This is a genomic window from Methanothrix sp., from assembly GCF_016706325.1.
Lineage (GTDB): Archaea > Halobacteriota > Methanosarcinia > Methanotrichales > Methanotrichaceae > Methanothrix.
The window spans coordinates 179,090-196,467 of sequence record NZ_JADJJX010000002.1; the positions used below are offsets into that span (position 1 = coordinate 179,090).

General features: G+C 54.9%; 24 protein-coding genes and 1 tRNA gene. 3 read left to right on the forward strand and 22 right to left on the reverse strand.

The genetic code is table 11. From position 1 onward, the window contains the following. The 8 genes from IPI63_RS10440 to IPI63_RS10475 all read right to left on the reverse strand — a co-directional run bounded on the left by IPI63_RS10440 (nucleotide 1) and on the right by IPI63_RS10475 (nucleotide 3,101). Nucleotides 1–792, reverse strand: coding sequence for an MEMO1 family protein (locus IPI63_RS10440; RefSeq protein WP_214066036.1), 792 nt, complete (start codon nucleotides 790–792; stop codon nucleotides 1–3). 4 nt (nucleotides 793–796) lie between these two features. After that, nucleotides 797–1,399, reverse strand: a complete 603-nt coding sequence (gene rpsB / locus IPI63_RS10445; protein WP_342673193.1) for a 30S ribosomal protein S2 — start codon at nucleotides 1,397–1,399, stop codon at nucleotides 797–799. A 32-nt stretch (nucleotides 1,400–1,431) separates the two neighbouring features. Further along, nucleotides 1,432–1,611: a DNA-directed RNA polymerase subunit K gene (locus IPI63_RS10450; RefSeq protein ID WP_013720015.1), complete on the reverse strand. Its 180-nt coding sequence runs from the start codon at nucleotides 1,609–1,611 to the stop codon at nucleotides 1,432–1,434. Between the two features lie 26 nt (nucleotides 1,612–1,637). Beyond that, a tRNA-Pro gene (locus tag IPI63_RS10455) sits at nucleotides 1,638–1,712 on the reverse strand. Between the two features lie 3 nt (nucleotides 1,713–1,715). Then, nucleotides 1,716–1,901, reverse strand: a complete 186-nt coding sequence (locus IPI63_RS10460) for a DNA-directed RNA polymerase subunit N (protein ID WP_214066038.1) — start codon at nucleotides 1,899–1,901, stop codon at nucleotides 1,716–1,718. A gap of 6 nt (nucleotides 1,902–1,907) precedes the next feature. Further along, nucleotides 1,908–2,306 (reverse strand): 30S ribosomal protein S9, encoded by a 399-nt coding sequence (locus tag IPI63_RS10465; RefSeq protein WP_214066039.1) that lies wholly within the window; start codon nucleotides 2,304–2,306, stop codon nucleotides 1,908–1,910. A 10-nt stretch (nucleotides 2,307–2,316) separates the two neighbouring features. Further along, nucleotides 2,317–2,736 (reverse strand): 50S ribosomal protein L13, encoded by a 420-nt coding sequence (locus tag IPI63_RS10470; protein WP_214066040.1) that lies wholly within the window; start codon nucleotides 2,734–2,736, stop codon nucleotides 2,317–2,319. A gap of 5 nt (nucleotides 2,737–2,741) precedes the next feature. Further along, nucleotides 2,742–3,101, reverse strand: a complete 360-nt coding sequence (locus IPI63_RS10475; protein WP_214066041.1) for a 50S ribosomal protein L18e — start codon at nucleotides 3,099–3,101, stop codon at nucleotides 2,742–2,744. Nucleotides 3,102–3,382: 281 nt separating this feature from the next. On the opposite strand from IPI63_RS10475, the gene IPI63_RS10480 reads away from it, so the two are divergent. Then, nucleotides 3,383–4,654, forward strand: a complete 1,272-nt coding sequence (locus tag IPI63_RS10480; RefSeq protein ID WP_292478344.1) for a tripartite tricarboxylate transporter permease — start codon at nucleotides 3,383–3,385, stop codon at nucleotides 4,652–4,654. A gap of 148 nt (nucleotides 4,655–4,802) precedes the next feature. On the opposite strand, the gene IPI63_RS10485 is transcribed toward IPI63_RS10480, so the two are convergent. From IPI63_RS10485 to IPI63_RS10530, 10 genes are all read right to left on the reverse strand, one after another. Next, the gene (locus tag IPI63_RS10485) at nucleotides 4,803–5,456 is read right to left on the reverse strand and encodes a phosphoribosyltransferase (RefSeq protein ID WP_214080075.1); all 654 of its coding nucleotides are present in this window, start codon (nucleotides 5,454–5,456) and stop codon (nucleotides 4,803–4,805) included. A 432-nt stretch (nucleotides 5,457–5,888) separates the two neighbouring features. Next, on the reverse strand, nucleotides 5,889–6,791 hold the full coding sequence (locus IPI63_RS10490; protein ID WP_292478345.1) for a YhcG family protein: 903 nt from the start codon (nucleotides 6,789–6,791) through the stop codon (nucleotides 5,889–5,891). Further along, entirely contained in the window at nucleotides 6,781–7,050 is a 270-nt protein-coding gene (locus IPI63_RS10495; protein ID WP_292478346.1) for a hypothetical protein, read from the reverse strand. The genes IPI63_RS10490 and IPI63_RS10495 overlap by 11 nt, the downstream gene beginning before the upstream one ends. Then, nucleotides 7,047–7,373: a hypothetical protein gene (locus IPI63_RS10500; RefSeq protein WP_292478347.1), complete on the reverse strand. Its 327-nt coding sequence runs from the start codon at nucleotides 7,371–7,373 to the stop codon at nucleotides 7,047–7,049. Before IPI63_RS10500 ends, IPI63_RS10495 begins: the two co-directional genes overlap by 4 nt. A gap of 106 nt (nucleotides 7,374–7,479) precedes the next feature. Beyond that, nucleotides 7,480–8,457 (reverse strand): MBL fold metallo-hydrolase, encoded by a 978-nt coding sequence (locus IPI63_RS10505; protein WP_292478348.1) that lies wholly within the window; start codon nucleotides 8,455–8,457, stop codon nucleotides 7,480–7,482. A gap of 196 nt (nucleotides 8,458–8,653) precedes the next feature. Further along, nucleotides 8,654–8,926: a co-chaperone YbbN gene (locus IPI63_RS10510; protein ID WP_214066048.1), complete on the reverse strand. Its 273-nt coding sequence runs from the start codon at nucleotides 8,924–8,926 to the stop codon at nucleotides 8,654–8,656. Further along, nucleotides 8,926–9,408, reverse strand: coding sequence for an AsnC family transcriptional regulator (locus tag IPI63_RS10515; protein WP_292478349.1), 483 nt, complete (start codon nucleotides 9,406–9,408; stop codon nucleotides 8,926–8,928). The genes IPI63_RS10510 and IPI63_RS10515 overlap by 1 nt, the downstream gene beginning before the upstream one ends. A gap of 1 nt (nucleotide 9,409) precedes the next feature. Next, nucleotides 9,410–10,375, reverse strand: coding sequence for a radical SAM/SPASM domain-containing protein (locus IPI63_RS10520; protein WP_214066073.1), 966 nt, complete (start codon nucleotides 10,373–10,375; stop codon nucleotides 9,410–9,412). A 29-nt stretch (nucleotides 10,376–10,404) separates the two neighbouring features. Then, nucleotides 10,405–11,433, reverse strand: a complete 1,029-nt coding sequence (asd, locus tag IPI63_RS10525) for an aspartate-semialdehyde dehydrogenase (protein WP_214066049.1) — start codon at nucleotides 11,431–11,433, stop codon at nucleotides 10,405–10,407. 96 nt (nucleotides 11,434–11,529) lie between these two features. After that, nucleotides 11,530–12,129, reverse strand: coding sequence for a DapH/DapD/GlmU-related protein (locus tag IPI63_RS10530; RefSeq protein WP_292478350.1), 600 nt, complete (start codon nucleotides 12,127–12,129; stop codon nucleotides 11,530–11,532). Nucleotides 12,130–12,461: 332 nt separating this feature from the next. Here IPI63_RS10530 and IPI63_RS10535 point away from each other — a divergent pair, with 332 nt between their 5' ends. Further along, nucleotides 12,462–13,742 carry an OFA family MFS transporter gene (locus IPI63_RS10535; RefSeq protein WP_292478351.1) on the forward strand — a complete coding sequence of 427 codons (1,281 nt, stop codon included), beginning with the start codon at nucleotides 12,462–12,464 and terminating at the stop codon, nucleotides 13,740–13,742. Between the two features lie 126 nt (nucleotides 13,743–13,868). Then, the gene (locus IPI63_RS10540) at nucleotides 13,869–14,069 is read left to right on the forward strand and encodes a DUF1059 domain-containing protein (protein ID WP_214066051.1); all 201 of its coding nucleotides are present in this window, start codon (nucleotides 13,869–13,871) and stop codon (nucleotides 14,067–14,069) included. 75 nt (nucleotides 14,070–14,144) lie between these two features. Here IPI63_RS10540 and IPI63_RS10545 read toward each other — a convergent pair whose 3' ends face one another. The 4 genes from IPI63_RS10545 to IPI63_RS10560 are packed head-to-tail and all read right to left on the reverse strand — an operon-like array spanning nucleotide 14,145 to nucleotide 17,370. After that, nucleotides 14,145–14,873 carry a F0F1 ATP synthase subunit gamma gene (locus tag IPI63_RS10545; protein ID WP_292478352.1) on the reverse strand — a complete coding sequence of 243 codons (729 nt, stop codon included), beginning with the start codon at nucleotides 14,871–14,873 and terminating at the stop codon, nucleotides 14,145–14,147. Between the two features lie 3 nt (nucleotides 14,874–14,876). Further along, nucleotides 14,877–15,038 carry a hypothetical protein gene (locus tag IPI63_RS10550; RefSeq protein ID WP_292478353.1) on the reverse strand — a complete coding sequence of 54 codons (162 nt, stop codon included), beginning with the start codon at nucleotides 15,036–15,038 and terminating at the stop codon, nucleotides 14,877–14,879. Nucleotides 15,039–15,065: 27 nt separating this feature from the next. Next, nucleotides 15,066–16,580, reverse strand: a complete 1,515-nt coding sequence (locus tag IPI63_RS10555) for an alternate F1F0 ATPase, F1 subunit alpha (protein WP_292478354.1) — start codon at nucleotides 16,578–16,580, stop codon at nucleotides 15,066–15,068. Beyond that, the gene (locus IPI63_RS10560) at nucleotides 16,558–17,370 is read right to left on the reverse strand and encodes a hypothetical protein (protein ID WP_292478355.1); all 813 of its coding nucleotides are present in this window, start codon (nucleotides 17,368–17,370) and stop codon (nucleotides 16,558–16,560) included. The genes IPI63_RS10555 and IPI63_RS10560 overlap by 23 nt, the downstream gene beginning before the upstream one ends. Nucleotides 17,371–17,378 lie beyond the last annotated feature (8 nt).

Below are 17,378 nucleotides of genomic sequence, written 5' to 3' on the forward strand. Positions count from 1 at the left end.
TCAGGTGAAGACAATCGCTCCGTATCCTACTACCTGGCTATAGTCACCGCTTACGTCGCCGCTTGTGCCGTAACTGAGAAGCTTGCCGCTGTTGGCACCCAGCAGCCGGGAGGCGGTAATGGCTGCCGCAATCGGTCCGATGCCACATGAAGAGGCATTATAGCGGTAGACCCGGGAGTAGATCTGGGGGATATCCATATTCAGGATGGCCTCAATGATCTGGGAGTCCACCTTCCTCGCCACATCCCGGGGCTCATAATGAGTGAAATCGCTGCTAGCAATCACTATGCACTGCCGATCAAGCTCCAAGGCAGCGCGGGCGATCTCCTCTCCAACCTCTGATGCCGTCTGCTCATCCTGCATCCCCATGGAGACGGCCAGGATCTTGATATCATCTCCAAAGCGCCTCTGAAGAAATGGAATCTGCACCTCAATGGAGTGCTCATGCTGGTGGGCGCTCTCATCGTGATCGATGATGCTCCCTGCCAGGAGGTCGGCCAGCTCATTGTCTGCTGCCACCACCCCCAGAGGAGTTCTCCATGAATCGCGGGATAGAGCTACCGGAGAGCCTATGCCGTGATGGTTGGGCCCCAGTATCACATAGGTCTCCCTCTTTGGCAGGCGGGAGTGGACCATAGCAGCAATCCGGCCGGAATAGATGTATCCAGCATGGGGGACAACGCCGCCCACTACCGGCATCTCCTCGGCCGGAGGCATCAACTCATCCAGTTGCCGCCCAAGCTCCCCCGGGCTGCTCGGATAGAACTGGCCGGCAACGGCTGGTGGCCGCATGGACTCAGAACTCCATCTCAAAGTCCGAGATAGTATATCTGAACCGGTCCCCTTCTCCCCTCTCATACAGAAGCTGGCGGGCTAACAGCCAGTAGATGAGGGTAAGGGCCTTTCTGCCCTTGTTATTGGTGGGTATCACCAGGTCAACATTGGAGGTCATATTATTGGTGTCGCACAGAGCGATCACCGGTATGCCCACATCCACTGCCTCATTGACCGCCTGTGCATCTCCGCTGGGGTCAGTGGCAATCATCACATCCGGCTCGATAAATCCCCGAAAGGCGGGATTGGTCAGGGTATTGGGCACAAAGCGGCCCACATTTGCCATTGCCCCTGTGGCCTTGGCAAACATCTGAGCCGGCCTTTGGCCATACTGTCTGGCGGATACGATCAGAATATTTTCGGGATCGTAATTGGCCAGGAACTTGGCGGCCATGCGGATGCGCTTGTCTGTGGATTGAACATCCAGAACATAGAGCCCATCAGATCTTATCCGATAAATGTAAGGCATCATATCGTTTGTCTTCTGTTGAGTACCGATGTGAACGCCGGCGGCAAGGTACTCATCTATCGGTATGAGAGTCTCATATTCTCCCGCTACCGTCATCACCTCATCTTCTTCCAACTAATTCACCTACCTTAATAGCGATTGCGTTTTACGGTGATGGGAATTACGCCCAGTCTCATCTCTTCAAGCGCTATTTCTAGAGGGTCGGTATGATTGGTATCGATCAGTACTGGAGCGCCCATGAAAACCTGCAAAGCTCTTGCTCCTACAATGCGCGCACGTTCATATCTGGTATATTTCTCGCCCTTCAAATAGCCACCTCAAAGGAAGAGTATGATGGGGTTGCTGAGATTCGAACTCAGGTCACAGCGTCCCGAACGCTGTAGGATGGACCAGGCTACCCTACAACCCCCTTCTACTGGTACCGCCTCAGGGTGTCCACTATCTCCACATGGGAGAGAAGCATACGCCTGCAGCAGTATTTGTCTATTCCCAGGTCATCCATGACTTTGCCGGGAGGCTCAGTCTTGATGCGCTCCCGGTATTCCTCCCATACATGGGATATCACTTTGCCGCAGGAAAAGCACCTGACTGGTATCAAGCAGTTTCACCTGTAGGACTTCTGGTACCTGGACCTGGCACCAAGGCCGCCGAACTTCTTCCTCTCTTTATGGCGGTGATCGCTGACAAGGAGGTTTCTGTCGTAATCGGAGTAGGCCTCTTTCAGTGCTGTGTCGCCTGTCCATTCCACAATGCCCTTGGCGATTGCAGTGCGAACGGCATCCGTCTGCCCCATGATCCCGCCGCCGCTGACGACGACATCGATGTTCATTCCTTTAACCAGCTCTCCGGCGATCTCGATCGGCTCTTTGATCTTGAGTCTGGCAAGCCCGGGCTCGAAGATATCCAAAGGCACCTTATTGATGCGTACAATGCCCTTTCCCTCCTTCAGAGTGGCCCTTGCAGTTGCCGTCTTCTTCTTGCCTGAGGTATTGATGATCTTCATTTTGATCCTCTCAGAAGTTTGCTCCGAGCCTCTTGCTCAAGGCGCCAAGCTCGATATATCTGTTGTTGCTCTCCGTTCTCATCTTAGCAGCATCAGGCTGGAAAAACTCCATCTCCTTGAACTCCCGGGGGATGCCCACATAGACCTTCAGCCTGGAGAATGCATCTCTTCCCCGCCTCATCTTATAGGGGAGCATGCCCCGCACTGTCCTCTTGAGGACCATATCCGGCCGGCGAGGGAAGTAGGGGCCTCTCTCTCTGCTGCCCCGCGCTCTGGTCTGGCCGTAGTCGCGGAAGATGTGCTCCTTGTCCCCGGTGATGAGAGCTTTCTCGGCATTGACGATATTGATCTCCTCTCCTGCCAGGAGGCTCTTGGCAGTGACACTTGCTAAGCGCCCCAGGACCAATCCAGTTGCATCTACTACTACCATTGCTCTCACCTCAAAATCTTTATTCCCGATCCTTTGGGGTGCTCTTGCATCAGACTCTCTATTCGGATGCACCTGCCGCCCGCCTGCCGGATCTTGGACATGGCTTGGCTGCTGAAGTTCAGGGCGGCCACGGTCACATTATGCTCCAGGTTGCCTGAGGCCAGGACCTTTCCGGCCACAAGAACAGTATCATTCGACTGGGTATGCCTGTTGATCTTGCTCAGGTTAACAGCAGCATAGTTGCGGCTGGGCTTCTCGAGCCTTTTGGCGATGTCACGCCAAAGGGGAGCGCCCGTCTCGCGAGTGGCTGCTTTGAGATCGCCGATAAGGCGGACTATCCTTGGGTTTGTCTTCTCAAACTTCATTCGAATCCTCCGCATGGCCGAATAGGCCGACTCACACGCATAGCGCGCGTTCGAACCAATATGGTTCATGCGCCCAGGGCATCTTATCCCTGTGCGGAATATGTAGCTCGACAATTCACCAGTATTTAAGGGTTTGCCAGGAGATGCCCGGACTGATTGATGGCTATATCAACCCGCAGGCAATATTAGCTGATGATATTATTGCTAGTGATATTAATATTCCCGTATGCTCCGCCGAAGACTTCTTATAAATTAAGTATAAGTTAATCTGGGCGAGGTTCATGCTCGAATTCATCGACACCACCCTGGCATTCTGCGTGATTTTGGGGTTCGTCCTGGGGATCATCAGCGGCCTGACCCCCGGCCTGCATCTGAACAACTTCGCCTCCATGCTTTTAGCCCTATCCCCCCAACTGATCCTCCTCGGCTTTACCCCCTTTCAGATGGCATCCATAATCCTTGCCGCCAGCATCTCTCAGACGTTCTTCGATGCCATCCCGGCGATATTTCTGGGCGCTCCCGACTCCGAGACCGCCCTCTCCGTCCTCCCCGGCCAGAGGCTGATGCTGGAGGGGAGGGGGATTGAGGCGGTGCGCCTATCCGCTCTGGGCAGCGCGGGATCGATCGCCTTCTCCCTCTTCCTGGTCTATCCCCTCTCCTGGATTGTATCCAGCTACTACGAATACTTCACAAAATATGTGGGCATCATCCTGCTGGGAATCGCCCTGATGATGATCAAGTCCGAGAGGGGGCCGTGGATCGAGGGGCAGGGAAGTCTGGTTCACTGGAAGTACAGACTGATCGCTGCAATGCTCTTCCTGACCAGCGGCCTTCTGGGGTTGTTCGCCTTCGAGCATGATGGCCTGCTCTCCTCCCCCCTGAATCTGGAGCCCCAGGTGCTCCTGCCCCTCCTCTCCGGGATCTTCGGCGCCTCCTCCCTGATCCTCAGCCTCTCGACAAAGGTTCAGATTCCAAAACAGACAGAGAGCAGGATCAAGATGCCCGCCCCCTCATTGATCAAGGCGGTCTTATCCGGCGGCCTGGGAGGCTCGCTGGTGGCCTGGATTCCGGGGATCTCACCATCTGTGGCCTCTATCGCCACCCGCCTGGGCTCCCCGGGAACAGCAGAGGAGTTCCTGGTCTCCATAGCGGGGGTGAACTCGGCCAATGCCCTCTTCTCCCTGGTCGCCCTCTATGTTATCGACCGGCCCAGGAGCGGGGCGGCGGCGGCCATCCAGGAGCTTATGACCCTGGACGAAAGGACGATGGCGATGATGATGGTCATTGTGATGATGGTGGTCCTGGCATCGTATCTGGCCACCGTCGGCACGGCGGACATCGCCGCCCGGACCATATCCCGCCTGAACTACACCCAGTTGTGCGTCTTTGTGCTCGTCTTCCTCCTGGTCATGACATATGCCTTCACCGGCATCTTCGGCCTGTTCATCTTACTTCTTTCCACTATCGTGGGGCTGGTCGCCCCTGTGGCCGGCATCCACCGCACGCACGCTATGGGAGTATTGATGCTGCCGCTGATTGTGATGTACATTTAGAGGCCTATGCTTCTTTGTCCACATCAGGCAAATTTTCTGATCGAAGATCATATGGTATAGGAATGCATCAATGCATCATATGAAATTAAAAGGAGGACTATGAACGGGCAGATGAAGGTTGCCAGGGAAGGGCTGCGACGACCTGCCTTCAGATCTTTCTATACCTTTCGTCCCGGATCTCTACCTTTCCCATAGCTACCAGTTCCTCCACCACCTCTAAAAGAGTGCTCTCCTCCAAAATCAGGCCATACCGCCCCTTCAGCCGCTCACCGATCTCTCCCGTGCTCAGATCCTCCTCCGAGAGAATCCTCTCTGCCAGGCCCACCAGATCCTCATGAGCCGCCCAGGGATAGATTATCCACCTCCATTCAGCCACCTTCTCCGCATAATAGTCCGGCACAAAGGGGGAGACGGTCTTGTGCTGCAAGACTCCTGTTCTGACCTCTGCTGCGCCCAGTTCTTTCATATAGTCTACAGCCGTCCTCAGGGTCTTTCCAGTGTCTGTGACGTCATCTATTATCAGCACCTTCTGACTCTGTACATCAACCGCCAGCGGGAAGCGGACAGATGCCTGGGGCCTCTCACAGGCAGCAGTATCCCAGTGCTCTATCTTGATGCTGGCCAGGAGGGAGAAGAGAAGAAAGTCCGAGACCACCCTCGCCGGAACATATCCTCCCCTGCCGATGGCCACGATCAGATCGGGACGAAATCCGGATCGCTTGATCTCATAGGCCAGCCTTCGGCCCAGCTCATAGGACTCATCCCAGCTTATGAGCTGACAGGGGAAGCTATCAGGAATCATGATAGATAAAAAGGCAGGGATGAATTAAAGGCTATCGGAGGAGGGAATATGAGCCGACCTTGGCGATCTTTCTCTCCTTATGCCACCGATGCACTGTAATAAGGCGATGGCAATGTGGGATATGCCCATAAGAGATGTTTGAACCTACATTCCGCACCTTCAGTTCATCCCGTAATAATTTTCGCATCCGTGCCCCAACAACCTTAGAATTGTGACCTGTACGCTGTTCAAGTTCACGGCATGTTCGTCGATCATACGAAGTGGCTGTTTCGCATGGAAAATCGAAAAGTCGAGAGTGTCAATATATTGAAGGGGGGAACTATCGAGAGCCACTGTGCATTTTTCACGCCAGATCATACCGCCAGCACCTCTAAGTCACTCACGATCGCCTCAAGTCGCCCATCTTTATCCCTTCCAGCCGATCGGCTCCCTTCATTTCCCTACCTCTTCCCGGCTCAACTCAGCCTCGATTTCGGCAACGCTGGGCAGACTCCTTTGCAGCTCTTCGGGCAGGTCTTTCACGAGCTTTGTTTCCCAGCTTGCCACGCCCATGGGCTTTTGAAAGCCGCGCAGGGCGTATTCGACCTCGATCTTGCTGCCTTTGCGGCAAAGCAAGAGTCCGATGCTGGATTCATCATCAGAGTGGCGGAGCTGGTCGTCCACTGCTGAGAGGTACATGTTCAGAGTGCCCACAAATCTGGGATCAAAGGGAACAGATTTCAGTTCAATCACGATGTAGCAGCGAAGCCTCAGATGATAAAAGAGCAGGTCGAGATAGTAATCACTGTCTGCAAATTCCAGGTGAACCTGCCTTCCCACAAAAGCAAAACCGGCCCCCAGTTCTAAAAGGAAGCGCTGGATGTGATCCGTCAGAGCCAGCTCCACCTCCCGCTCCCGGCGCGGGTCGGCTGTGCCCAGGAAATCGAAAAGATAGGGATCTTTGAACACCTGGGCCGCCATGTCGGAATCACCGGGCGGCAGGGTGAGGGCAAAATTGTTAATGGCTTTTCCCTGCCGATCGTGCAGTCGGCTCTCGATCTGCATGGCCAGCACATTGCGGCTCCAGCCCTCTTCCAGCCCCCTCCTCGCATACCACAGGCGGACGTGCGGGTCTCTGACCTTTTCCAGCAGGGCGATGTTGTGATACCAGGTGATTTGTGCAAGCGTCCCTTGCACAATCTCCCTGTCAGGCCAGGCCGCCGCAAAGGCGCGCATGTATTTCAGATTACGAGTCGAAAGCCCCTGCATATCCGGGAAGGCTTCTCGCAGGTCGGCAGACAGCCGGTCAATCACTTTTGTTCCCCAGCCTTCCTTTTCCTGCCGCTCAAGGATCATCCGCCCAATGTCCCAGTAAAGGAGCACCATCGCGGCATTGGCAGCATCGTCTAACCAGCTTGTCGTTCTTTTGGAGATGATAAGAGTAGCTTCTAAAGCCCTTTCCGAGAGCCTCGTTTACTTGCAGCAAAAAACCATTCTTCAGCGATGCCCTGGCACGAAGCGCCTGCTTTCCCGGCTCCTCTACCAGAACGATAACATCCACCTCAAGGATGATCTCGCTGGAAGACAAGATATCGAGTACATCCCGAATCTTCATCCCTGACTTCCTGATAATTTGCCTTCCACACTCAGCCAATAGCTTTTAGCTGACTCATAGGAATCCCAGATGATGAAGTCATCCCACTCTTCAAAGACCTCATCTTCCTTCCGCACCTCTATGCGGCGTTTGAAATCCTCAAAGCTCATATTATATTTTGACTTCATCTCCAGGATCTTGGAATCGAAGTGATGGATCTTCGCTCTTGCCTGGTCCAGGACTAGATTCTTCAAAGCCTCCTTTTCGTCTTTAAAGAGGCCAATTTTAACCAGATCGGCTATGGGCTCGAAAACATCCCTGGAGACCTCGATGGTGTCGCTCATTCTTTCCTCTATTGCTAATACATTTCTGAAGATATAAATGTATTCTCATCCAATGCGGCCTCATCTATGCTCTCCGCCGGGCCTTCTGCACTGCGCATCTTGATATTTACTGCATAAACCTCTCGATCAGCTCCAAGCACGTCGTCTCCAGGCCGCACTGCTGAAGGTGATGGGCCAGGAGGCCTGCCCTCTCGCTGGCTGGATGGTAGACCAGAACCTCTCGGGGTGATACGTGCTCGATCATCCTCATCAGCCCCCGAAAGTCCAGGTGATCGCTCAGCTGGATGGTGGGGTATGAGCTATCACGCCGCCCGGTCAGGAAATATTTTTTTCTTCCCGGCACCTGGTGAAGGCTCCAGGGGGTGACCACATTGAAGCCGCTGCCGTTGACTGGAGTCAGGGGGCCGGCCAAATCCCCCATCAGCTCCTGGGTCAGAACCAGGCTCTTCTCATCCATGCCGATCTCATCCTTATAGCCCATCGCCCTCATCAGAGCCACTGCCCTCTGCGCTTTGCCAAAGGCATAGGCCCCGAAGCTTGCCCCCTCCTCCAGAGCCTCATAGAATCCGGCCAGATCATCCTCGAAGATGCAGGAGGGATCATAAGGATCGCCATAATTGGCCTCTGTGACCAGATAATCGCAACGGGGCAACTGCTGGTAGTCCTTCACATCCCCGGTGACCAGCACCCTCTCCCCGTTCTCCGTCTGCCAGGAGAAGGCAGATGAGCCTATGGTATGGCCGGTGGGATGGGTGTCAACCCTGACCTCCCCCACCATGATGCTCTCCCCCACCTCAAAGGTGCGGCCCATGTACTCCCGCTCATATCGGATCTCCAGGGCGCGGGCGGTCTGGACTGATGCCACCGCCCGGGGGGAGTTCATGGCCGACTTGCCATGGTGATCGCTATGGGCATGGGTGATCAGATAAGCATCCGGCTGGGTGCAGGCCTTGGGGGCACGGCTGGTATCAATGGAGAAGAGGTGAGAGTCGAAACGAATGGAGAGATGAGGAGCAAAGTTGCCACGGCTGTTGATCCTTCTCAGCGGTTCAATGCCGCCCACGGATTTCATTCCCTCCTCCATTCTTCTCCTCTCCCTCCCTCAAACTCCTTCTCTCAAACCCAAGAATATGCAAATCGGAACCCTGCAGACTCAAAACGATATCCGGGCAATACAGCAACTACATCCGGAGCATATAACAGGCCTTTTTCTTCAGAGGCATCAGCTGTTGAGCTTCACAATCTCTTTTTGCTCCTCTGGAGGAAAATGCCGGCACAGCTCAGCCAAGAGCCTCATTGATGGCATCAGCCAGTTCCTTCTCAGAGGCGAGCCCCATCCACCTCTTGATCTCCACGCCGTCCTTTTCCAGTATCAATGTGGGCACCACAAATATGCCCTTCTCCATGGCCAGATCTCCCTCCCGGTCGACATTGATCTTCTTGAACTCAGCCACATCCTTCATCTTCTCAGCCAGTGCCTCAAAGATCGGGCCCTGCTGCCTGCACGGCCCGCACCAGTCAGCATAAAAGTCCATCAGTATCGGCTTTGCCATTATTCTTCCTCCTCGTCCATTATATCGAATTTGACTCCGATCTTAAATATCCTGCCCGTGGGGAGAACGAGCATCCTTCGACCAGTGCTTCTTCGGATCTCAGCCAGCACCTCTTGAATGCGCTCCTCTGTGGCCGAGACAGTAAACCACATATTATAGCCGCTCTCATTTGGCCGCAGGTAGTTATGAGAGATCTCTTGATACTGATTAACGATCTCGGCCAGTTCATCTGCCTCATCCCTGGAGACCTTCAGGGCAGCCAGGATCCCGCTCCGCCCCAGCCGGCGCATGTCGAGGATGGGGCCGATCCTCCTCACCAGCCCCCTCTCTTGCAGAGCGTCCAGCCTTTCTATGACCTCCCTCTCCCCCAGGCCCAGAACCTCGCCCAGATCCCGGAATGGCCTGGAGGTCAGGGGAAATCCCTCCTGAACCAAAGAGAGCAGCCGGAGGTCTATCTCCTCCATCTCCTCCTCCATCTCCATCTTAAGCCTCCAGGCGGCAGGAGGGATCGGACTGCAGGTAATCCCCGGTCAGGGCATAGGCCCGTGCCCGGCAGCCGCCACAGCTCCGGGAGTAGTCGCACCGGCCGCATCTTCCCTTCAGCCTTCCCTCACGCAGAGCTTGAAGCTGGGGTGAACTCTCCCATATCTCTATAAAATTCTTTTCCTTTATGCTCCCCACCTTGAGGGGCAGATAGCCACAGGGATAGACATCACCCTGGCGGGAGAGGAAGACAAACCTCCTCCCGGCCAGACAGCCGCCGCTTCCCCGGCCACGGCCTGGCTTTTTCAGGCGGGCATACTGGGGTGCGCAGGTGACCTGCACCTCCAGAGTCCTTCGATCGATCTCTCTTTCGATCTGATGGAGAATCTCCTCCTGCCGCTCTGGGGATACCACCTCCTCCTCCCTTCCCCGGCCGGTCGGAACCAGAAAGAAGAAGTGAAGGGCTGCTGCCCCCAGGCTCTCCGCCAGATCGAAGATCTCTGTGATCCCGGACTGACTCTTCCGGCTGACAGTGAAGTTGATCTGGAAGTCCACCAGGCCGCGGAGGTTCTCTATCCCCCTCATCGATCTCTCGAAGCTCCCCTGGCCGCGGACGAGGTCATGCTCTGCCGCCCCCGCCCCATCGAGGCTGATGCTCACCCGCGATACACCAGAAGCAGCAATCATCTGGGCCAGCTCCGGGGTGATCAGTGTCCCGTTGCTGGCCAATGAGACCCGAATGCCCAGTGATACGGCATGCCTGATGATCTCAAAGAGGTCAGGGCGCAGCAAGGGCTCCCCGCCGCTGAGGATGAGCATCGGCTGAAGCGGCGCAATGCTCTCCACAAACCTCATAGCCTCGTCTGTCCCCAGCTCCCCTCTGTCCGGCTCAGGGGAGGCAGAGGCGCGGCAGTACTGACAGGAGAGGTTGCAGGCAGCAGTCAGTTCCCATGCTATTATCAGCATTGCAGTCAACACAGATTGCTCTGGCCAATCTAGAGCAGTCCCTTCTTCACCAGCAGCTCGGCATTGAGGATGCTCGCCCCCGCCGCTCCGCGCACTGTATTGTGGCCCATGCAGATGAACCTGATTCCCGGCCTGATCCTCCCTACAGAGACCGACATCCCATTGCCCCTGCCACGATCCAGCCTGGGCTGGGGTCGATCTGGCTCGTCATTGACTATTAGCGCCTTCTTGGGCAGGGTGGGCAGATCCCCTAGATCAGGATTGAATTCCAGCATGGCCTTTTTCACCTCTTCTGGCGTGGGATTGTCCCTCATCCTCACCCATAGGGCCTCAGTGTGGCCGTCCATCACAGGGACCCGGTGGCAGCTTGCACTTATGGCAAAGTCGGCATGGATGATCCTCTCCCCATTGAAGTGGCCCAGGATCTTCTGGGGCTCAGTCTCACACTTCTCCTCCTCCCCGCCGATATAGGGAATGATATTTCCCAGAATCGCCATGGAGGGCACGCCCTCATAGCCTGCTCCGCTCACCGCCTGCATAGTGGCCACGTGCACCATCTCTATTCCGAACTTCATCAGGGGCTTCAGGGCCAGGGTGAACATTATGGTTGTGCAGTTGGGATTGGTGGTGATGTATCCCTCCCAGCCCCTCTTCTCCCTCTGCACCTTGATCAGATCCAGGTGCTCGTGATTGCACTCCGGTATGAGCAGGGGGACATCATCCATCATGCGATAAGAGCTGGTATTGCTGGCCACAGCACAGCCGGCAGCAGCAAAGGCAGGCTCCACTGACATAGCATCAGCAGAAGGAAGGGCGGAGAAGACTATATCGGCATCGACCTCTCTGGGATCGACATTGACCACTGTCATCTCGCCGATGTCACCGGGAAGCTCGCTCTCCAGCCGCCACCTGGCCGCATCCTTGTACCTCTTTCCCGCGCTCCTCTTCGATGCGGCAAGGCTGGTGAGCTCAAACCAGGGATGATCCTGCAGTCTCTCAATGAAACGCTGTCCCACAGCACCGGTGGCACCTAAGACGCCTGCTTTGATCTTGGCCATTATAAATCACCTAAGTTTTGACTGGGGAAGCAAAAGCCGGGGATGTATATATCTCTTGTCCGGAGGAAAAAAGGTTCTGGATTCTTTTAGAGAGGATCACCGCCCTGCGCAGGCCTTCCTTTGAATGCCGTAACTCTTGGCAAACTCGCAGTTGACCTCTACCACCTCCTCATTGAAGCCTTTGAGCCCCTCAGGCACAGGGCCCAGAGCATCCGCCTTCTCCTGGGTATCGATGACTCTTCCATGGGGCACGAAGCTTCCCTCTGCCAAAGTGACGCCTATGACTGCTGCCAGATGGCCGACGAAGCATCCCTTGCCCAGGGTGGAGGCATGAACCACGGAGTTGAAGCCCACAAAGCACTCGTCCCCCATCTTTATGGGGCCGTGAACGACTGCTCCATGGGCGATGGAGACACTATCACCCAGCTCGATGGAGCTTCCCTTGAGGCCGTGAAAGACGGCGCTATCCTGGATGTTGCACTCATCGCCGATGATAATGGGACTGGCCTCATCCGCCCGCAGGGAGACAGAGGGGGCTACATAGACATCCTTGCCAATGCGCACATCGCCTATGATTGTGGCCGATTCGTCCACATAGGATGAGGAATGGATCTGGGGCATGATCTCAGTGCAGTTCCATGAGGTCTTACAGTTGGCCTTGAGCATATTAGTACCACCATCCACAGTATTATCCATTCAGCTTAAAGAGATTGCCATTAACGATGATTGCCATTAACGATGATTGCCGAATGAAAAACTGCATCATAAGGAGATTGGCAGAGCAGTGAATAGACATGTGTAGAAATCCTTGGAATATTATAATCGATAATAGCGATAATTTGCCGCCAAATTTAAATATATGGGAGTCGAAATTAGTACAAAGTCATTGAATTATCCAGGAATGACGAGGGAGAGGATGAAAAAGATTTACAAATCAGATTTCATATCTGTATATTATCATTATATTAATTTTTATTTTTTTGATGTAGAGATGAGAACGAGCATACCGACCGGAAGGTGTTAAACTTATGGCAAATGATGTGAAGATATTTGGAATGCCGCCTGAATCAGGAAGATGGATCCTGGTTGTTGTGGGCATATTGATCCAGCTCTGTCTGGGTGCCATTTATGCGTATGGTGTTATAAGAGTCCCATTGCAGAATCATTTCACCGATGTCCTTGGATTGCAGGTCACAGCAATGGATATGACCTGGCCATTCATCGTCTTCTTATTATTATTCGCGCTGACTATGCCTTTAGCAGGCCCCTACATTCAGAAGATGGGCCCTAAGAAGGTCTGCACAGTTGGTGGAGCACTTGTGGGGATAGGCTGGATCGCCGCCTCATTCTCCTCCTCACCGCTGATATTGGCTGTTTTGTATGGTATCATTGGTGGTGTTGGAGTCGGGATCGCCTACGGCTGTCCCATTGCCGTCTCAGCGCAGTGGTTCCCTGATAAGCGTGGATTGGCGGTGGGATTGACGGTATTGGGCTTTGGATTCTCTGCTGCCCTGATCGCACCGATAAGCGATCTCTTGGTCGCAGATTATGGTGGGGTTATGAGCGCCTTGAAGATCTTCGGCATAGCATTCTTCATAATCACTGTGGTGCTCTCCCAGATGCTGAAGGTCCCTCCGGCGGGATGGTGCCCGGCTGGCTGGACAGCCCCCGCGCCAAAGCCTGGGGCGACAGCAACAGTTGACTTCATGCGCAGCGAGATGCAGAGGAACCCATCCTTCTATGGCCTGTGGTTGTGTTACACCATCGGCTCCCTTGCCGGCCTCACCGCCATAGGAATCGCCAAGCCAGTGGGGCTTGAGGTGGCGGCGGGTGCGGGCATGGCAGCTGTAGCGGCAGGAGCCCTGATGACCAGCCTGACCCTTCCCTTCGCTCTATGCAACGGCCTGGGCAGGCCCATCTTCGGCACACTCACCGACAAGCTGACGCCCAGAAATACAGCGATGGTAACCTATGTGCTCATCATCATTGCATGCCTGTTGCTCTATACAAATTATACCTCAGTCTTGATGTATACCATCGCCTTTGCCCTCCTCTGGGGATGCCTCGGCGGCTGGCTGGCCATCGCTCCTACGGCTACGGCGAGCTACTTCGGGATGAAGGATTACGCCAAAAACTATGGACTGGTATTCACTGCTTATGGTATTGGAGCAGTGATAGGTGGCATAGTCTCGGCCCAGGCCAAGGATATCATGGGAGGGTATCAGCCATTCTTCTTGATTGTGGCAGGGCTGGCGGTGTTGGGCATAATAGTCGCCTTTGTGCTGATGAAGCCACCGGTTAAGGGATAGTTCATCCTTTAATTTCAATTTTTTTATAAATTAACTTTTTTTCCAATAAGAGCACTTATCGTACATAACCTTTATTTGTTATGAACATCAATACCATTGTCATAACAGATATTCTGAGGTGAAATTATGTCCGATGTTGAATATAAGATGTTCTGCTGCAAAGATGTTGTGCCCACCTGCGGCTTTGAGGTGAAGGCAAAGACGGAGAAGGAATTGATGGAGCATATTCAGGTCCATGCTGAGAGCAGTCACGGCCTGAAGGAGATCAAGCCAAGCACCATGGAGAAGGTGAAGGCGGCAATAAAAACAGTTACGGTTAAAGAGTGATACGGGGCGGGCAGATGGGCTTTACCCTGGAATTTTTTTGTCTTGCCTTTATTTTTATCGTATTGAATTTATATCTTAATTTCTGCCTTCTTCCCGCTTTGCCAAAGCCTCATAGCCTGTCACCACATCCAGCAACTCCGATGTGATAGCCTCCTGGCGCTGCCGGTGATATTGAACATTCAGACGATGCTGATAATCCTCGATGTTCCTCTCTGCTGCCTGCATTGACGACAGTCTGCTGGCGTTCTCGCTGGCCAGGGAATCGACGAAAGCACGATAGAGGGAGAAGAAGAGATAATTCCTCACCAAGGCCGCGAATAACCGGTCAAAATCCATGGAGAAGGTGGGCAGGGTTCGAGACGGCCACTTTCTCCCGGCAAGCTCCTCAAGCCATTTGACATCCAGAGGAAAGAGCTGATCCATATGCGGGGCGAATACTGCCCCTGATGCAGGCCGGTTGTAGAACAGGAGCACCCGATCGAAGCCTCTCTCAGCCCTCCATTCCTCAATCCCTATCAACACCTCCAGCATGATGCGGGTGATGCCGGGATGGCTGCCAGAGAATGAGAACTGGGACTCTATGGCAAGCCCTGCCTCCAGGAGGCGGGAGACCACCCGCCCGCCCACGGCCAGCACTGCCAGCTCCTCAGGATCGATCTCCTTCAGTCTGGCCATGGCAAAAGAGGCGATCTGATCGTTGAAGCTGCCGCATAGACCCTGATCGGAGCCGAATATCACCGCCCCCAGGCGCAGCCTTTCAGGCTCTCTGGCGGCCAGGGGCTCGACCGGTCGATGCATTACCATGATTTAGAGCCCCATCTCTATGGTCCGGCTGTACTCCTGGAGAGATTGAACCGCCTGCTCGTAGTGATGGATATTGGAGGATGAGATGCTCTTCATTATCCCAACCACTGCATGCAGATCGGCGGCGTTCTTGGCCTTCCTTCTCAGCCTTTCCAGCCCTTCCATTTCTCTCCTCTTGTCCCCTTACGATGGCTATTTCTTCAGGACATCTTTGCACACTTCAAGAATCGCCTCTCGATCCCCGGGATTGAGCCTCTCTGCTGCCAAGATGCGCCGTCCCAGCTCAGGTAGCCGTTCTGAAAAAGCCTTCTGAATCGCCCTCTTGCTCTCTGCTATCTCTTCCAGCGGCACGCTGTCCAGAATGCCGGAGGTGGCGGCCAGGAGCACAGCCACCTGCTCTGCAGCCGGCATGGGCTCATACTGAGGCTGCTTGAGGGTCTCCCGGATCCGTCTTCCATGCTCCAGGGTCTTTCTGGTCACCTCATCGCTCCTCGCTCCGAACCTGGCAAAGGCCTCCAGCTCCTCGAACTGGGAATAGGAGAGGCGGAGGTCTCCTGCCACCTCATGGTAAGCGGGGAGCTGGCTCTTTCCACCCACCCGGGATACCGATCTCCCTATATCGATGGCTGGCAAGATGCCCTCTGCAAAAAGCTCTGGAGATAGATAGATCTGGCCGTCGGTGATGGAGATGAGGTTGGTGGGTATATAGGCGGAGATGTCCTGAGCCTCAGTCTCCACTATGGGCAGAGCAGTCAAAGAGCCACCGGTCTGCAGATGGGTGGACCGCTCCAATAGGCGAGAGTGGATGTAGAATATGTCCCCGGGAAAGGCCTCCCTGCCCGGGGGCCGGCGCAGCAGCAGCGAGAGCTCACGATAGGAGCGGGCGTGACGGGTCAGATCATCGTAGACGATCAAGACGTCCCGCCCCTTCTCCATGAAGTACTCAGCCATGCTGGTGGCGGCATAGGGAGCAATGAAATTGTGGCCCGGCGGATCCTCGCCGGTGGCCACAACGATGATGCAGTGATCCATGGCCCCATTATCTCGCAGATCGGAGATAACCCTGGACAGAGCAGACCTCTGCTGGCCAATGGCACAATAGACGCACAGGATCCCTTTATCGATCTGGTTGATCATGGTGTCCAGGGCGATGGCCGTCTTTCCGATCTGCCTGTCGCCCAGGATCAGCTCCCTTTGACCTCTGCCGATGGGGATCATGGCATCCACCGCCAGGATTCCGGTCTGAAGGGGGGTATTGACTGCAGCCCGGTCCATTATGGCCGGAGCCTCCCTCTCGATGGGCCGCCGCTCTTTGCCATGAATGGGCTGCCCCTCATCCAGCGGCCGGCCCATAGCATCCACCACCCTGCCCAGCAGCTCCTCACCCACGGGCACATCCATGACCCTTCCTGTTTTTCGCACCTCCTCCCCAGCCTTGATGTTATCGCTCTTATCCAGCATGATTGCCGCTACCTCGTCCGGATCCAGATTGAAGGCGATGGCCAATTTATTGTCTGGAAGGATGAGCAGTTCCTCTGACCTCGCATGCCTCAAGCCTCTGATGCGGGCGATGCCATTGCCCACAAAGGTTATGGTCCCCAGCTCCTCGAGCTGCAGAATTGGCCGCTGTTCATGAAGAGTCTGATCGACGGCATCAATAGCCCGGCCAACAGCCCGATCAAGGTCATCGGGTCCGGCTTTCTTCATCCTCAATCCCACCCGAGGCAGCAGCCTGTTCCGTCTTCTGATCCATGATCCGGGATAGATCCTCTCGCAATGAGTCCAGATAATCGGCGATGGACCAGGCAACCCTCAGCTCACGAGAAGCTATCTCCACCCCGCAGATCAGCTCCGGCGCAGCCACGAACTCCAGGCCGGGTTCAAGACCGGTCTTATCCCTCAGCAGTTCCCGTATCTTCTGTTTTTGGTCAGCGGGGATCTCAAAGCTGCTTTTCACCTTGACGGGCTCTCTTGAGTTCTCAAAGAATTCCTTGAGAGCCTCCCATTCCCTCTCCTCCAGATTCTGCAGATGCTGTAGATAACGATCTATCACCTTGCCCTCCAGGTCTGCATCAGCCAGATCGCTGAGCACATGGCGGGCAACAGCATAAACCTCCTCTCCCGCCCTCAGGCTCAGGTCAGCAAGCAGCACCTCCTTCTGCTCCTGCAATGACCTGAGCCAGTCCTCCTTAGCCGCCTCCACCTCAGATCTGGCACTCTTCATCAGATCGTTCTTCAGGTTCTTGGCATCCTCTGCAGCCCGGGCCAAGAGTTCCTGCCGCTGATCAGAGATCTCCTGCCTGGCCCGGGCGGAGGCCTCGGCCAGCTGGTCGGCCTGGATCCTCTTCTCTTCAGCATCCTTGAGCTGATCGCTTATCTTCTGCTCTCTCTCCTTCATGGATCTGATGACCGGCCGGTAGAGAAAGTGCCTCAGCAGAAAGACCAGAACCAGAAAGTTGATGATCTGGGCGGCAAAGGTGAAGTAATCGATCTGCACTAAGCCCT

What these genes read in the sequence shown, in the direction of transcription:
- IPI63_RS10500 (WP_292478347.1), bottom strand. Translation starts at nt 7,373, where the DNA reads ATGAGCGACACCATCGAGGTCTCCAGGGATGTTTTCGAGCCCATAGCC.
- IPI63_RS10515 (WP_292478349.1), bottom strand. Translation starts at nt 9,408, where the DNA reads ATGGAGATGGAGGAGGAGATGGAGGAGATAGACCTCCGGCTGCTCTCT.
- IPI63_RS10550 (WP_292478353.1), bottom strand. Translation starts at nt 15,038, where the DNA reads ATGGAAGGGCTGGAAAGGCTGAGAAGGAAGGCCAAGAACGCCGCCGAT.
- IPI63_RS10440 (WP_214066036.1), bottom strand. Translation starts at nt 792, where the DNA reads ATGCGGCCACCAGCCGTTGCCGGCCAGTTCTATCCGAGCAGCCCGGGG.
- IPI63_RS10510 (WP_214066048.1), bottom strand. Translation starts at nt 8,926, where the DNA reads ATGGCAAAGCCGATACTGATGGACTTTTATGCTGACTGGTGCGGGCCG.
- IPI63_RS10520 (WP_214066073.1), bottom strand. Translation starts at nt 10,375, where the DNA reads ATGCTGATAATAGCATGGGAACTGACTGCTGCCTGCAACCTCTCCTGT.
- IPI63_RS10475 (WP_214066041.1), bottom strand. Translation starts at nt 3,101, where the DNA reads ATGAAGTTTGAGAAGACAAACCCAAGGATAGTCCGCCTTATCGGCGAT.
- IPI63_RS10530 (WP_292478350.1), bottom strand. Translation starts at nt 12,129, where the DNA reads ATGGATAATACTGTGGATGGTGGTACTAATATGCTCAAGGCCAACTGT.
- IPI63_RS10470 (WP_214066040.1), bottom strand. Translation starts at nt 2,736, where the DNA reads ATGGTAGTAGTAGATGCAACTGGATTGGTCCTGGGGCGCTTAGCAAGT.
- IPI63_RS10540 (WP_214066051.1), top strand. Translation starts at nt 13,869, where the DNA reads ATGTCCGATGTTGAATATAAGATGTTCTGCTGCAAAGATGTTGTGCCC.
- rpsB (WP_342673193.1), bottom strand. Translation starts at nt 1,399, where the DNA reads ATGACGGTAGCGGGAGAATATGAGACTCTCATACCGATAGATGAGTAC.
- IPI63_RS10485 (WP_214080075.1), bottom strand. Translation starts at nt 5,456, where the DNA reads ATGATTCCTGATAGCTTCCCCTGTCAGCTCATAAGCTGGGATGAGTCC.
- IPI63_RS10480 (WP_292478344.1), top strand. Translation starts at nt 3,383, where the DNA reads ATGCTCGAATTCATCGACACCACCCTGGCATTCTGCGTGATTTTGGGG.
- IPI63_RS10465 (WP_214066039.1), bottom strand. Translation starts at nt 2,306, where the DNA reads ATGAAGATCATCAATACCTCAGGCAAGAAGAAGACGGCAACTGCAAGG.
- IPI63_RS10545 (WP_292478352.1), bottom strand. Translation starts at nt 14,873, where the DNA reads ATGGTAATGCATCGACCGGTCGAGCCCCTGGCCGCCAGAGAGCCTGAA.
- IPI63_RS10505 (WP_292478348.1), bottom strand. Translation starts at nt 8,457, where the DNA reads ATGGAGGAGGGAATGAAATCCGTGGGCGGCATTGAACCGCTGAGAAGG.
- IPI63_RS10490 (WP_292478345.1), bottom strand. Translation starts at nt 6,791, where the DNA reads ATGATCCTTGAGCGGCAGGAAAAGGAAGGCTGGGGAACAAAAGTGATT.
- IPI63_RS10555 (WP_292478354.1), bottom strand. Translation starts at nt 16,580, where the DNA reads ATGAAGAAAGCCGGACCCGATGACCTTGATCGGGCTGTTGGCCGGGCT.
- IPI63_RS10535 (WP_292478351.1), top strand. Translation starts at nt 12,462, where the DNA reads ATGGCAAATGATGTGAAGATATTTGGAATGCCGCCTGAATCAGGAAGA.
- IPI63_RS10495 (WP_292478346.1), bottom strand. Translation starts at nt 7,050, where the DNA reads ATGAAGATTCGGGATGTACTCGATATCTTGTCTTCCAGCGAGATCATC.
- asd (WP_214066049.1), bottom strand. Translation starts at nt 11,433, where the DNA reads ATGGCCAAGATCAAAGCAGGCGTCTTAGGTGCCACCGGTGCTGTGGGA.